Annotated in this window: 12 protein-coding genes; 6 read left to right on the forward strand and 6 right to left on the reverse strand. The window is 70.9% G+C overall.

The window, feature by feature from the left end; all coding sequences use genetic code 11:
- The first annotated feature begins 29 nt into the window (after nt 1-29).
- Nucleotides 30-1,196 carry a pilus assembly protein TadG-related protein gene (locus RIC11_RS14050; protein WP_350212335.1) on the forward strand — a complete coding sequence of 389 codons (1,167 nt, stop codon included), beginning with the start codon at nt 30-32 and terminating at the stop codon, nt 1,194-1,196.
- Nucleotides 1,197-1,242: 46 nt separating this feature from the next.
- Complete coding sequence (locus RIC11_RS14055) at nt 1,243-1,674, forward strand: TadE/TadG family type IV pilus assembly protein (RefSeq protein ID WP_350212337.1); 432 nt, start codon at nt 1,243-1,245, stop codon at nt 1,672-1,674.
- A gap of 4 nt (nt 1,675-1,678) precedes the next feature.
- Here RIC11_RS14055 and RIC11_RS14060 read toward each other — a convergent pair whose 3' ends face one another.
- Nucleotides 1,679-2,485 carry an SDR family oxidoreductase gene (locus RIC11_RS14060; RefSeq protein ID WP_350212339.1) on the reverse strand — a complete coding sequence of 269 codons (807 nt, stop codon included), beginning with the start codon at nt 2,483-2,485 and terminating at the stop codon, nt 1,679-1,681.
- Nucleotides 2,486-2,624: 139 nt separating this feature from the next.
- Between RIC11_RS14060 and RIC11_RS14065 the strand changes: the two genes are divergently transcribed.
- Nucleotides 2,625-3,929 carry a nickel-dependent putative hexonate epimerase gene (locus RIC11_RS14065; RefSeq protein WP_350212347.1) on the forward strand — a complete coding sequence of 435 codons (1,305 nt, stop codon included), beginning with the start codon at nt 2,625-2,627 and terminating at the stop codon, nt 3,927-3,929.
- On the opposite strand, the gene RIC11_RS14070 is transcribed toward RIC11_RS14065, so the two are convergent.
- Together RIC11_RS14070 and RIC11_RS14075 are read right to left on the reverse strand one after the other, a co-directional pair.
- Nucleotides 3,895-4,728: a substrate-binding domain-containing protein gene (locus RIC11_RS14070; protein ID WP_350212350.1), complete on the reverse strand. Its 834-nt coding sequence runs from the start codon at nt 4,726-4,728 to the stop codon at nt 3,895-3,897. The genes RIC11_RS14065 and RIC11_RS14070 overlap by 35 nt on opposite strands.
- Nucleotides 4,729-4,817: 89 nt before the next feature.
- Nucleotides 4,818-5,660 (reverse strand): sugar phosphate isomerase/epimerase family protein, encoded by an 843-nt coding sequence (locus RIC11_RS14075; protein WP_350212352.1) that lies wholly within the window; start codon nt 5,658-5,660, stop codon nt 4,818-4,820.
- 118 nt (nt 5,661-5,778) lie between these two features.
- Here RIC11_RS14075 and RIC11_RS14080 point away from each other — a divergent pair, with 118 nt between their 5' ends.
- Nucleotides 5,779-7,488, forward strand: a complete 1,710-nt coding sequence (locus RIC11_RS14080) for a divalent metal cation transporter (RefSeq protein WP_350212355.1) — start codon at nt 5,779-5,781, stop codon at nt 7,486-7,488.
- 64 nt (nt 7,489-7,552) lie between these two features.
- On the opposite strand, the gene RIC11_RS14085 is transcribed toward RIC11_RS14080, so the two are convergent.
- The 3 genes from RIC11_RS14085 to RIC11_RS14095 all read right to left on the reverse strand — a co-directional run bounded on the left by RIC11_RS14085 (nt 7,553) and on the right by RIC11_RS14095 (nt 9,971).
- Entirely contained in the window at nt 7,553-7,744 is a 192-nt protein-coding gene (locus RIC11_RS14085) for a hypothetical protein (protein WP_350212357.1), read from the reverse strand.
- Nucleotides 7,745-7,807: 63 nt separating this feature from the next.
- The gene (locus RIC11_RS14090; RefSeq protein ID WP_350212359.1) at nt 7,808-8,884 is read right to left on the reverse strand and encodes a Gfo/Idh/MocA family protein; all 1,077 of its coding nucleotides are present in this window, start codon (nt 8,882-8,884) and stop codon (nt 7,808-7,810) included.
- Nucleotides 8,885-8,969: 85 nt separating this feature from the next.
- A complete protein-coding gene (locus RIC11_RS14095) occupies nt 8,970-9,971 on the reverse strand; it encodes a sugar phosphate isomerase/epimerase family protein (RefSeq protein ID WP_350212361.1) in 1,002 nt (333 codons plus the stop codon).
- 166 nt (nt 9,972-10,137) lie between these two features.
- Here RIC11_RS14095 and pta point away from each other — a divergent pair, with 166 nt between their 5' ends.
- Nucleotides 10,138-12,240, forward strand: a complete 2,103-nt coding sequence (gene pta / locus RIC11_RS14100) for a phosphate acetyltransferase (RefSeq protein WP_350212363.1) — start codon at nt 10,138-10,140, stop codon at nt 12,238-12,240.
- Nucleotides 12,237-13,475, forward strand: a complete 1,239-nt coding sequence (locus RIC11_RS14105) for an acetate/propionate family kinase (protein ID WP_350212365.1) — start codon at nt 12,237-12,239, stop codon at nt 13,473-13,475. Before pta ends, RIC11_RS14105 begins: the two co-directional genes overlap by 4 nt.
- Nucleotides 13,476-13,510: the final 35 nt, after the last annotated feature.

Raw genomic sequence — 13,510 nt, forward strand, 5'->3', positions numbered from 1 at the left:
GCCCTGCATCTCTCACCTCCGAGGCCGACATGGTCACCCCCTTCAAAGCCCACCGGCGCGGCCCCGCCGGGCGCCGTGGCACGGTCACGGTGCTGGCCGCTTTCTTCTCGATCGTGATGCTGGGCATGGTGGCCTTCAGCGTCGACATCGGGTACCTGCTGTCGGTCAAGGAGGAGATGCAGCGCACCGCCGACGCGGCCGCGATGGCGGCCGTGTGGGAGTACGCGCAGAAGCTGGCCGACGGCGAGGCGCAGATTGACTGCGACGTGTCGGGCCGGGCCTCGGCGGCGTCGGTCGCGTCGGGCAACGAGGTGGCCAACCTCCCGCCGGAGATCAACCAGAACAGCGGCAACTCGGCGACGGGCGACCTGGTCTTCGGCTACGTGCCCGACCTGAGGAACCCCGCGCAGATGGACACCGCCTACCGAGATCTCTTCAACGTCGCGAAGGTGAAGATCCGCCGCGACGGAACCCTCAACGGCGAAGCGCCGCTGTTCTTCGCGGCCGTGTTCGGCTTGCACAGCACGTCGCTCGAGGCGGAGGCCATGGCCGGCCTCGTCCGCGACGTGGGCGGCTTCGAGGCGCCCTCGAGCGGGAAGAATCTCGACCTGCTCCCGTTCACGCTCGACGTGCCGACGCACGACGCGTGGCTGGCCGGCGCCGGCGACGACTCGTGGACCTACGACGAGTCGTCCGGCCTGGTCTACCCCGGCCCCGACGGCAAGCCCGAGGTGAATCTCTACCCGCAGGATACCGGCTCGCCCGGCAACCGCGGCACCGTCGACATCGGCGGGTCGAACAACAGCACGAACGACATCGCCCGCCAGATCCTCCAGGGCGTGAGCGACGGCGACCTCGCCGCGCTGGGCAAACCCCTGGCGCTCGACCACAACGGCGAGCTCACGCTCAACGGCGACACCGGCATCAGCGCGGGCGTCAAAGACGAGTTGGCGGCCATCCGCGGCGAGCCGCGGGTGATCCCGATCTTCCGCGAGGTGAACGGGCCCGGGAACAACGCGATCTACACGATCGTCCGCTGGCAGGGCATCCGCATCATGGACGTCAAGCTCACCGGCCCGATGAAGAAGAAGCACGTGACCATCCAGATGGCGCCGGTGCTCTCCGAGGGAGTGATCCAGTCCGGGAAGGCCGGCTCCAGCAACTTCGTGTTCTCGCCGGTTGTCCTCATCCAGTAACCCGCCGCGGCTCACGCCCCGCACCTAACTCGCCACCGAGTCCGCCATGGCTGCCCAACCCCCAATCCGGCGCCGCCGCCCGCCGGCCCAACAGCGCACCGGCGCCGCGGCCGTGGAGTTCGCGATCGTCGCCCCGCTGTTCTTCATGATGGTGCTGGGCTGCATCGAGATCGGCCGGGCGTTGATGGTCCAGCAGGTGCTGGTGAACGCGTCGCGGGTTGGCGCCCGGGAAGCGGCCACGCTGACCGGCACCGGCAGCAGCGCGCAGACGGCCGCCGTCAACTACGCGGCCGGCGCGTCGGTGCCGGGCGTCGCGGCGTCGGTCGCGCCCGACCCGACCACCGCCGAGGCGGGCGACCTGATCACCGTGCGGCTGTCGGTCGACTTCGCGGACGTGTCGTGGAGCCCGACGCCGTGGTTCCTGTCCGGCACGACGCTCGAGGCCCAGAGCGTGATGCGCAAAGAGGGCTTCAAGTGAGCCGCTAAATCGTCGTCGACGAGAAGCCGCCGTCGACCACGATGTTCTGGCCGGTCACGAACGATGCCCCGTCCGACGCGAGCCACACGACGGCCCCGCCGAGCTCCTCGGCGCGGCCGAACCGCCGCATCGGGGTGTGGTTGATGATCTGCTCGCCGCGCTCCGTGTAGGAGCCGTCGTCGTTCATCAGCAGGCGGCGGTTCTGGTCGGCGGGGAAGAAGCCGGGGCTGATGGCGTTCACGCGCACCCCCTTCTCGGCCCATTCGCGGGCCAAGAACTGAGTGAGGTTCAGGACGGCCGCCTTGGCCGCGCTGTACGCTACCACGCGCGACAGCGGGATCATGCCGCTCATCGACGCGATGTTGATGATCGACCCGGCGCCGCGCCGGACCATCGCGCGGCCGAACGCCTGGCTCGGCAGCAGCGACCCGCCGACGAGGTTCAGGTCGAACACGTCGCGCCACGCCTGCTGCGACAGGTCGCAGAAGTCGGCGCCGGGGGCGAGGGTGGCGTCGGGCCGGTTGCCGCCGGCCGCGTTCACCAGGGCGTGCACGGGGCCGAGGTCCGACTCGATCTGCTCGGCGGCTTCGGCCACGGAGCCCGCGTCGAGCGCGTCGACCGGGAAGAACCCAGCGGTCACGCCGGCCTTCTCGAGCTCCGCGACCCGCTCTCCGCCGCGCTCGGCGTTGCGGCCGCACACGGCCACCTTCGCGCCGGCGGCGCCCAGGGCGTGGGCCATCGCGCCGCCGAGCGTGCCGGTCCCCCCAACGACGACCGCGACCCGTGAAGCGAGATCAAAATTCGATGACATCCCGGAGACTCCCTCAGACTAGCGGCGCCCGGCGCTTACCCATCGCGGCCGAAAGCGGATAGTCTGTACGCAATCGAGCGACGACGCCACCGCCCCGCGGCGCCGCTCCCCCCACAGCTCATCGCCCCCGCGCCAGCCCATGGCCGACACCGCCCCCGCCGACCGCCCCTCGCTGCTCGCCGACCGCCAGCCCGGCGCGTGCCTGTCCGATTGCGACCTGCAAGACGCCGTCGAGCGGATCGCCGACCAGTGGGTGCTAAAGCCGGGCGTCGAGCGCCTGTTGCTGCTGCCGCCCGACCACACGCGGCTGCACTCGCAGGCGGGAAAAATCACGGCGCGGCTGTACGAGGCGCTCGGCGATCGAGTCGCGGTCGACGTGATGCCCGCGCTGGGCACGCACCACCCGATGAAGCCCCACCAGCTGCGGATGATGTTCGGGGACACGGTCCCGCTGGATCGTTTCTTGCCGCACGACTGGCGGAACGACCTCTCGCCGGTCGGCGTGATCCCCGGCGAGCGGCTCGCCGAGCTGTCCGGCGGGCGGATGACGGACGCGGTCGAGGTGGCGGTCAACCGTCGGATCGTGTCGGGCGAGCACGACCTCGTGTTGTCGATCGGCCAGGTCGTGCCGCACGAGGTGATCGGCTTCGCGAACCACTCGAAGAACGTCTGCATCGGCGCCGGCGGCGGCGCGATGCTGCACCAGTCGCATTTCTTGGGCGCGGTTTGCGGGATCGAGAACGTGCTGGGCGTCGCCGACACGCCGGTCCGGCGGCTGGTGGACGAGGGCTTCTACGACCACGTGCGGCCCCGCGCCGACGTGAGGTTCGTGCTGACCGTCGTCGAAGACACGCAGCAAGGCCCCGCGCTCTCGGCGGTCGCCGCCGGCGAGGGCAAAGCGTGCTTCACCTGGGCGGCGGCGATCGCGGCCGAGAAGAACATCACCCGCGTCGATCGGCCGATCGAGCGCGCCGTGGTTTGGCTCGATCCGGAGGAGTTCACGTCGACCTGGCTCGGCAACAAGGCGATCTACCGCACACGCAAGGCGATGGCCGACGGCGGCGAGCTGATCGTGCTCGCGCCGGCCGTCGACACCTTCGGCGAAGACGCCCAGATCGACCGCCTGATCCGCAAACACGGCTACCGCGGCACGCCCGCCACGCTCGCCGCGCTGGAGGCCGACGCCGAATTGAAGACGAACCTCTCGGCCGCGGCCCACCTGATCCACGGCTCCACGGAGGGGCGCTTCCGGGTCACGTACGCGACCGGCAGCGGCTTGTCGCGGGAGGAGGTCACCGGTGCGGGATACGACTGGGCCGACCACGACCAAGCCGTCGCCGCCTTCAAGATCACGCCCGAAACCCGCGACGGCTGGCACGACGCCGACGACGGCCGGCCGTTCTACTTCGTCAAGAACCCGGCGCTGGGCCTGTGGACGGCTTGAGCCCCGGCGGATTGAGCCCCGTCGGATTGAGCCCCGTCGGATGGAGCGAGGCTCGCGCGGGAGTGGCTTCCTCTCGCCGCGGCCGGAGTCCGGCGAACCCGTGCTCCGCGAACATCGGCCGCCCCCCGTCCGGCGCGGCCAGGTAGCGCGCCAGCCGCTGAGCAGCCGACGGATCGGAGCTGCTAGAAAGCACGCCGACGCCGACGATGGCGTGGGCCTCGGCCAACTCGGGTGGCTCCACCAGCGGCAGGCCGAACTGGCGGGCGGTGGTGTCCCAAACGATCCCGGCCTCGAGCCGGCCACCGTCGCGAACGGCCTCGGCCAGCTCGGTGACCGTCGGCAGCGAGGCGGTCGCCGAGCGTTCCAGCCGGTCCCAGAGCCCGACCGCCGCGAGCGCTTCCTTGGTCTTCAGCCCAGCCGCTGCCTGGACGTTGCACACGCCCACGTCGAGGGACGAATCCAGCAGTTCGGAGATCGAACGCGGCCGCTCCGCGACCCGCGGCGAGTAGGCGAGCACCAGCCGCATCCGGGCGATGGGGAGCACGTCGCCGACGAGTCCGTCGCTCTGCAGCCGCGACAAGAAGGGCTCGGCCGCCGCCGGCAGGTAAAGGTCGCCTTTGCCGGACAGGCGGATCTGAGCCTCGAGGGCGCCGCTGGGCCCTAGTTGCAAGGCGGTGGTCTCGCCGCGGTCGGCTTCGTACCGCGCGAGGACTTGCTCGACAGCGGTCCGGAGGCCGGCCGCACAATAAACGACCAGCGGCTTCTTGCGTGGGCCGAAATCGGCACGGTCGCTGGCCACCCTCGCCAAGCCGATTGCGACTGCCAAGACGCCAATAAGAACGAGCACCCGGGCGGACGCCGCCCCGCGCTCGGCGCGGCGCCGGCCGCTCATGCGAACGCCGACCTGAGGTTCGCCAGGCTCTGCCGCGCGATCGCTTCGCCGGAGGGCTCGTAGCGGAACACCTCGACCGACACCCACTTGTCGTAGAGGGTCTCTTGGAGCGTGCGGGCGACCGAGCCGAAGTCGACCTCGCCCATGCCCGGGCCGAGCAGGTTCGGGTCGTTGGCGTGGAAGTGCTCGGTCCAGGCGATGCTCTGGCGGATGACGTCCTCGATGGCGCGTGGCTCGCTCGCCATCGCTTTGACGTCCAGGTGCAGGCGGCACGCGGGCGAGTCGACGCGCTCGGCCAGGGCGATCGCCTCGGCGGCCGTGTTGAGGAAGTCCCCCTCGGCGGGCCCCAGCGGCTCCAGCGCCAAGACCACCCCGCGGTCTTCGCAAACCGGCGTGACGGCCCGCAGCACCTCGGCGGCGTTGTCGGTCGCTTGTTCCCGGGTCACGCCGGGCTGCAGGTTGCGTTGTTGCGGAGACCCCAGCACGAGAACGCGGCCGCCCAGGTCGCCGCAGCACTCCGCCAGCGCGCAGAGGTACTCGGCCGTGGCGTGGAGCACCGGCGGGTCGGGCGTGGTCAGGTGCAGGCCCTCGGTCTTGGCGAGCAACCAGTGCAGCCCGACCACCTCGAGCCCCGCGTCGTCGGCCGCGGCGCGGATCTCTTTGCGGCGGCTGGCGGAGAGGTCGCGGATGTCGTGCAACTCGCGGCCGCCGGCCGCGGCGGGGTCGCCAAGCGTGAAGGGGGCGAGCTCGATCCCCTCGTAACCGATCTGCCCGGCCAGAGCGAAACCCTCGGCGAGGGGTAGGTCTTGGAACGTCTCGTTGCAGATCGCGAACTTCATGGGGCGGCGAATGGGGCGGCGACAAACGGGCGGTTGGGCGTTCCTAGCGTTCCGGGCGGCGGTCGCTTAGTGTAACGCTTTCTCGTCTTTGCGCCCTTGTCCCCCACTGTTGCTGAGCATGTCAGAAGAGTCGACGCGTCTAGAGCGAGACCGCCGCGCGGTCGAATCGGTCGCCGGCAAAGGCCCCCTCGCCAAGGCGGCCACGTACACGCGTTTGTCGGGGCCCGGGTGGCTGCAGAGCGCGATCACGCTGGGCGGCGGCTCGTTGGCGGGCGGGCTGTACTTGGGCGTGCTGGCGGGCTACGGCCTGATGTGGCTGCAGCCGCTGGCGATGCTGATGGGCGTGGCGATGCTGGCCGCGATCGCTTACGTCACGCTGTCGACGGGCCGCCGCCCGTTCCGGTTGGTCGTCGACGAGGTGAACCCGGTGCTCGGCTGGGCGTGGGCGATCGCCACGCTGATGGCGAACGTCGTGTGGTGCTTGCCGCAGTTCGCGTTGGGGACCGCCGCGCTGCAGCAGAACCTGCTGCCCGAGGTCCTAGCCGGCGGCACGGGGAAGCAGATCGCGGTGGCCGGGATCGCGGTTGTCGCGCTGCTGACGATCATCTCCTACGAGCGCGGCGGCAGCGGAATGAAGGTCTTCGAAGCCGTGCTCAAGCTGCTTGTGGGCGTGATCGTGCTGAGCTTTATCGGCGTCGTCGTGAAGCTCTCGGGCGTGGCCGAAGGGGGGATCGACTGGGGCGCCGTGCTCGCGGGCTTCCTCCCCGACTGGCAAACGATCTCCGCTCCGCCCGCGGCGTTGCGCGACGGGATCGCGGCCACCGGCGAGGCCTCTGGATTCTGGGTCGACCTGATCCAAGGCAAACGCACCGACGTGATGCTCACCGCCGCCGCGACGGCGGTCGGCATCAACATGACCTTCTTGCTCCCGAACTCGCTGCTGGACCGGGGCTGGGACCGCAGTTTCCGGGGGCTGGCGGTGTACGACCTGTCGATCGGGCTCTTCGTGCCCTTCTTGATCGCGACCAGTTGCGTGGTGATGGCCTCGGCCGCCCAGTTCCACGGCCGCTACAACGAGGCGCTCGTCGCCACCGAGCCGACGCCCGCAGCGGCCGGCGAGGTCGCTAGCGGCAAGGCGGCGGCGGCCTACCTCGACCTGCTGGACCAACGGCTGGCCTCCGAGCACGGCGTCGGGGACGTGGCCGCTTGGAAGCAAGACGGCGCGATCGCCCAGCGGCGCGCGGCGCTGCCCGACGCCGACAAGCGGATGGCGGCGATCCTCGTCGAACGCGACTCGGACGACCTCGCCGAGGCGCTCCAGCCGCTGGTCGGCGACGAGTTCGCCCAGTACGTGTTCGGCATCGGCGTTCTCGCTATGGCGCTGTCGACCATCGTGGTGCTGATGCTCATCAACGGGTACGTGGTCACCGAGGTGCTCGGCGCGCCGCACCGGGGCAAGCTCCACTTCGCCGGCGCGCTCGTGCCGCTGGTGTTCGGCGCGATCGCCCCCTTCGTGTGGACGAAGGCCATGTTCTACCTCGCGGTGCCGACCTCAGTCTTCGGCATGGTCTTGCTGCCGATCGCCTACGTGACGTTCATCATGCTGATGAACAACCGCCGCGTGCTCGGCGCCGCCACGCCGACCGGCGGCTGGCGCGTCACGATCAATCTCGTGCTCGGTCTCGCCGTGCTGCTGGCCACGATCGGCGCGTGCGTGAGCATCGGCAACAAGGCGCCGCTGTTGGGCTCCGGGTGCGCGGCGGCGCTGATCCTGTTGGCGCTGGTGTTCCGCCGCAAGGGCGACAAGCCGCTGCCGGCCGCCGATTGACGCAGGCTACCGCGCCGGCTTCCCTGTCGGGGATCGGGCGGGGGGGACGCGTGCCGGCAAGGCGCTAGGGCTTCCGCTCGTCCGGCCGGCGGGTGATCGCGAAGTAGATCACGTAGAACCAAGAGAGCAGGCCCGCCAGGATCGCCCAGAGAATCGAGCGGTTCCGCTCCCACGAGCAAACGACCGCGATCGCCGCGCCGAGCCCGATGCCCGACCGCGCGACGGAGTTCGTAACGGCTTCCGCTAGAGGGATCATGGGGGGCGCGTCAAGGAAGCGGGATCGGTCCGAGTCGGTAGCGGCGGCGAGGCTTCGCTTCGCTCACACCGGCGCGGGTTTTACCTTCACCGGCTGGCCGCTCTGGGCCGATTCGTAGACCGCCCGGATCAGCGCCAGCGCCTTCCACGCTTCGGCCGCGCTGACCGACGACGGGCGGCCCTCGTCGATGGCGGCCAAGAAGTCGGCGAGGTTCCGGGTGTGGTTCGAGTAGTCGATCGCCATCGGGTCGGCGGCGCCGCCGGCGCCGACCGCCTTGCCATACCTTTCGAGCAGTTGCTTGTCTTCGGCCCGCTCGTCGCGGAACGCGAAGGTCACGAGCTCTTTCTCGTGCAGCTCGATCGTGCCGTCGCGGCCGCCGAGGTGGAACCGCATCGCGCCGCCGGGCCACATGGCGGTCGTGCCGAACACGACGCCCATCGCGCCGCTCTCGAACCGCACGGCGGCCGCGGCGCAGTCCTCGGTCTCGATGTGCTGGGGGTCGTGGCAGAGCATGCCGGAATAGCCGAAGGCCTCGACCGGGGCGCCGGCCCCGGCGGCGGCCGCCAGCCACAGGACGGTGTCGATCGCGTGGATCGACTGGTTGATGAGCGCGCCGCCGCCGTCGAGCTGCTTGGTGCCCTGCCAGCGGTTGGGCCCGTAGTACGAGTCGGGGCGCCACCAGGGGACGTACGCGTTGGCCGCGGCCAGCGTGCCGAGCCGACCGCCGGCGGCCGCCGCGTGCACGGCCTGGACGACCGGGCTGAACCGCTGCGGGAAGATCCCGCCGAGCGTCGCCGACGACGCGCTCTCGGCGGCGATCATCTTCCCCGCACGCTCGAGGTTGATCTCGAGGGGCTTCTCGCACAGCACGTGCACGCCGCGCTCCAGCGCCGCCACGGAAGGCTCCAGGTGCGCGCCGCTGGGCGTGCAGATGGTGACCACGTCGCAGAGGCCCGAGTCGAGCATCTCCTGGAACGTGTCGAAGGCCTGGCCGCCGTGCTCCTTCTGGAAGTCGCTCATCCGGGGCTCGGTGCCGTTAGAGAAAGCAACCAGCTCGGCGTTCTCGAGGTCGCGGATTGCCAGAGCGTGCATGCCGGCGATCGCGCCGACGCCGACAATCCCGATGCGGTGCTTGGTCATGATCGGATCGCTCGTGTCGTGGGACTCGTGTCGTGTTGAGGAGGCAGGCCGCTGACGCGACGCCTGCATGGCACGGCGGGGTCGCTCAGGTTTTGAGCAGGTCGTCGGCGGTTTTGATGTCGTGGCCGAGGCCCAGGTAGCCTAGCAGGTCGCACAGCGACCGCAGCGCGACGCCCATCCCGTCGGGGCCGCTGAAGCCGCCGAACTGGCCGCCGCCGCGCACGTGGGGCTCGAGGTCGAGCAGCACGCCCGGCAGGCCAATCTTCTTCGACCGTCGCAGCAGGCCCGCGCCGTCCTCGGCCACGTCGCGCAGCACGCGCTCGTACACGCCGCTCCCGCGGCCGACCGGCCGGTAGTCGGAGAGGGCCTCCTCGTCGATGTGGCCGCCGCGGCTGTCGGTCTTCAGCGGGCGGTAGTCCTTGATGTGGATCCAGCCGAGGCCGGGCTTCATCGCCTCGTACTCGGTGAAGGTCTCGTCGGGCGAGTAGCCCTGGGTCAGCAGGTTGCCCACGTCGTAGATGAGCACCAGCGCCGGGTGGCCGACCTTCCTGTGGATCTGCCGCAGCAGGTGGCCCGTCTGCCCGACGAGGTTCGCCTCGACCTCGAGGCCGAACACCAGGTCCTGCGCGGCGCAGGCCTCGGCGATCTGGCCGAGCTGCTCGACCACCGCGTCGAGGTGCTCCTCGGGCGCGGTCCCTTTGGGGTGGTAGAACGAGAACCCCCGCACCAAGCGGGTGCCGAGCGCGGAGGCCAGGTCGCAGGCCTTCGCGACATCGGACTTCAGGTACTTCTGAAACGGCACGTAGCGGTTGTTCGTGCCGTCGTCGACGTCGCGGAGCTTGACCTTACCGATCGGCGAGCCGAGGGTCGCCACCTGCAGCCCGAAGTCGCCCAGCGCCTTGACCACGGCGGACACCTCGCGCGCGGACAACTCCATGACGTTCTTCACGCCCGAGCCGACGTCGACGAACCGCAGCGTGCAGCGGCGGAGCCCCAGAGCGGCCATCGCGGCGAGTTGCTCTTCCAGACGCTTGGAGGCGGACGCCTCGTCGGCGAAGCCGCTCAGCAGGATCGGCGGGGCGGGCATCGGGCTCGTGGGTTGGAGGACTAGGTTGGGCCGACCGGGTCGTCGCCGGATGCGAGCAGTCTGCGGGATCGGGCCCCGTGCGCCTACCGACCTGCCTAGAGGCGCCGGCCGCAACCGGTGACAATACGCGGCGGACCCCTCGCACCCCGTTCTTTGGAAACCCCCTGTGTCGAACGCCGCGTATGTCGCCGCCTGGGAGCCGCAGAGCGGCAAGTCGCTGGTGGTGCTCGGCGTGATGGAGCTGTTGTCGCGGCGGGTCGAGCGGCTGGCGTACTTCCGGCCGATCCACGACGGCGACCCCGCCACCGACCGCCGCCTGCGCCTGGCCCGCCAGCGGTACCGCCTGGCCGCGCCGATCGAGCAGATGGGCGGGGTGGACCGCGCGACGGCCGAGCGGCTGCTTTCCGAGGGCGACGAAGACGAGCTACTCAAGCGGGTGCTGGACCGGTTCCGCCGCCTCGCGGCGGAGTCCGACTTCGTCCTCTGCGAGGGGACCGACTACACGAGCGCCGGCGCGGCGTTCGAATTCGACTTCAACGCCCGGCTGGCGGTCCACCTGGGCTGCCCCGCGCTGGTGGTGGGCAGCGGGGTTGGGAAGCGCGCCGGGGAGGTCGTGCGGTCGCTCAGGTCGGCGCTGGCGGCGTTCTCCGAGCAGGGCGACGTCGTCATCGCCGCGATCCTGAACCGTGTCGACAGCGCCGAGGTCGCCGCCGTCCGCAGCGAGCTCGACAGCGGCTCGGTCGGTTGTGGCGGGATCGACGGCTGCCCGCTGTTCGTGGTCCCCGAAGAGCCGTCGCTCGCGCGGCCCACGCTGTCGCAGATCGCCGAAGCGGTCGGCGCTCGCTGGTTGCACGACCCGGGCGACACGGCCCAGCGCGACGTCGCCTCGACGCTGGTCGCGGCGATGCAGCTGCCGAATTGGCTCGAGCGTGTAACCGACGGCTGCCTGGTGATCACGCCGGGGGACCGCTCCGACATCCTGCTGGGTGCCGCGTGCACGCTGATCTCCGACGGGTTCCCCAAAGTCGCCGCCGTGTTGCTGTCGGGGGGCCTGGAGCCCTCGCCGGTCGTCGAGCGGCTGCTGAAGGGGATGCGGGAGTGTCTCCCGCCGGTGCTGCTTGTCGAGGGCGACACGTACAACGCGGCCACCGCCGTTCAGAGGGTGCGGCCCCTGATCGAGCCGGAGAACGCCCGCAAGATCGCGGCCGCGCTGGGCGCGTTCGAGCGGAGCGTCGATGGCGACCTGCTCGCCGAGCGGATCGCGGTGAGCCGCTCGGGGCGGGTCACCCCGCTGATGTTCGAGTACGACCTCATCGACCGCGCGCGCCGCGCCGAGAAGACCATCGTGCTGCCCGAGGGGACCGACGACCGCGTGCTCCGCGCCGCGGCCGAGTTGATCGAGCGCCGCGTGGCGAAGCTCGTGCTGCTGGGGCCGGCTCCGGCGATCAAGGCCCGCGCCGCCGCGTTGGGACTTGACCTGTCGCAGGCGGAAGTCATCGACCCGGCCGAGTCGGCCGACCGGCAGCGGTACGCCGACGAGCTCAACCGGCTCCGCAAGCACAAGGGCGTCACGCCCGAGGCGGCGTACGACCAGCTTGCCGAGGTCAACTACTTCGGCACGATGATGGTCCAACTCGGCGACGCCCACGGCATGGTCTCTGGGGCCGCGCACACGACGGCCCAGACGATCCGGCCGGCGCTGCAGATCATCCGCACGGTGGAGGGATGCTCGATCGTGTCGAGCGTGTTCCTGATGTGCTTGCCCGACCGGGTGCTGGTCTACGGCGACTGCGCGGTGAACCCCGACCCGAACCCCGAGCAGCTGGCCGACATCGCGATCAGCTCCGCCGAGACCGCCCGGCGCTTCGGCGTCGAGCCGCGGGTGGCGATGCTCTCTTACTCGACCGGCGCGTCCGGCGAGGGGGAGGCCGTCGAGAAGGTGCGCGAAGCGACCCGCCTGGCGCGCGAGCGGCGGCCCGACCTGTCGATCGAGGGCCCGATCCAGTACGACGCGGCGGTCGACGCGTCGGTGGCCAAGACCAAGCTGCCCGGCAGCCAGGTCGCCGGCCACGCGACCGTTTTCGTGTTCCCCGACCTCGATTCGGGTAACAACACCTACAAGGCCGTGCAAAGGTCGGCCGGCGCGGTGGCGATCGGCCCCGTGCTACAGGGGCTCAAGAAGCCCGTCAACGACCTGAGCCGCGGCTGCACCGTGGCCGACATCGTCAACACCGTCGCTATCACCGCTATCCAGGCCCAGGACGCGTGACCCGATCGCCGCAACCGCCGCACGCCCCGAGCGACGCCGCCCCGCCGCCGCGGAAGCGCGTGCTGGTTTTCAACTGCGGGAGCTCGTCGCTTAAGTTCCGGCTGCTGCAGTGGCCCGAAGAGATCGAGCTGTGCCGCGGCGCGGTGGAACCGATTGGCTCGAGCGACGCGACGCTCCGCTTCGCCACTCCCGGCCAGGACACCGAGAGCCGCTCGATCGACGCCGGCGGGCACTCCGCCGCGGTGGAGGCGGCCTGCGAGCGACTGCTGGCGAGCGGCCTGCTCGGCGGCGAGGGGCCCGACATCGTCGCCCACCGCTTTGTTCACGGCGGCGAGCGGTTTCGCGAACCGGCGGTGCTCGACGAGGAGTCGATCGAGCAGATCGACCGGCTGAGCCCGCTCGCCCCGCTGCACAACCCGCCCAACCTGATCGGCGTCGCCGAGGCGCGCCGTCGCTTCGCCGACGCGCGGCACGTGGCGGTGTTCGACACGGCCTTCCACCACACGATGCCGCCCCACGCGGCTCGCTACGCGCTGCCGGCCAAGCTCTGCGCCGAGCACGGCGTGCGGCGCTATGGGTTCCACGGCTCGTCGCACCGCTGGGCGAGCCGTCGCGCGGCCGAGTTGATCGGCCGCCCGCTGCAAGAACTGAAGACCGTCGTCCTCCACCTCGGCGCCGGCGCCAGCGCCTGCGCGGTCGACGGGGGGCGCTCGATCGACACGTCGATGGGCCTCACGCCACTGGAAGGGCTCGTCATGGCGACGCGCTGCGGGAACCTCGACCCCGGCGTGGTGCTGTACCTGCAACGCGAACTGGGCCGGAGCGCCGACGACGTCGACCGGCTGCTCAACCGCGAAAGCGGCTTGGCCGGCTTGGCCGGGACGGCCGACATGCGTCAGATCGAGCAACGCGCCGCCGAGGGCGACTCCGACGCCGCGCTCGCGCTGGACATGTACACGTACCGAGCGGCTTCGTTCGTCGGGGCCTACGCGACCGCATTGGGGCGCTTGGACGCCTTGGTGTTCACGGCGGGCGTCGGGGAGAACAGCGCGACGGTCCGGCGCGGCGTCTGCGAGCGCCTGGCGGTGTTCGGCGTTGAACTCGACGCCGCGGCGAACGAGGCGGCCTCCGGCGACAGGGCGATCCAAAGCAACACGAGCCCTACCGCGGTGCTCGTCGTGCAGGCGAACGAAGAGCTGCAAATCGCCCGCGAAGCGGTCGCCGCGGCTGGCTAAAGCGCGTCGCCGCGCGACCAGCAGACGATGGGCCG

The organism is Botrimarina sp. (genome assembly GCF_040219535.1).
Taxonomy (GTDB): domain Bacteria; phylum Planctomycetota; class Planctomycetia; order Pirellulales; family Lacipirellulaceae; genus Botrimarina.

What these genes read in the sequence shown, in the direction of transcription:
- RIC11_RS14050 (WP_350212335.1), top strand. Translation starts at nt 30, where the DNA reads ATGGTCACCCCCTTCAAAGCCCACCGGCGCGGCCCCGCCGGGCGCCGT.
- RIC11_RS14055 (WP_350212337.1), top strand. Translation starts at nt 1,243, where the DNA reads ATGGCTGCCCAACCCCCAATCCGGCGCCGCCGCCCGCCGGCCCAACAG.
- RIC11_RS14060 (WP_350212339.1), bottom strand. Translation starts at nt 2,485, where the DNA reads ATGTCATCGAATTTTGATCTCGCTTCACGGGTCGCGGTCGTCGTTGGG.
- RIC11_RS14065 (WP_350212347.1), top strand. Translation starts at nt 2,625, where the DNA reads ATGGCCGACACCGCCCCCGCCGACCGCCCCTCGCTGCTCGCCGACCGC.
- RIC11_RS14075 (WP_350212352.1), bottom strand. Translation starts at nt 5,660, where the DNA reads ATGAAGTTCGCGATCTGCAACGAGACGTTCCAAGACCTACCCCTCGCC.
- RIC11_RS14080 (WP_350212355.1), top strand. Translation starts at nt 5,779, where the DNA reads ATGTCAGAAGAGTCGACGCGTCTAGAGCGAGACCGCCGCGCGGTCGAA.
- RIC11_RS14085 (WP_350212357.1), bottom strand. Translation starts at nt 7,744, where the DNA reads ATGATCCCTCTAGCGGAAGCCGTTACGAACTCCGTCGCGCGGTCGGGC.
- RIC11_RS14090 (WP_350212359.1), bottom strand. Translation starts at nt 8,884, where the DNA reads ATGACCAAGCACCGCATCGGGATTGTCGGCGTCGGCGCGATCGCCGGC.
- RIC11_RS14095 (WP_350212361.1), bottom strand. Translation starts at nt 9,971, where the DNA reads ATGCCCGCCCCGCCGATCCTGCTGAGCGGCTTCGCCGACGAGGCGTCC.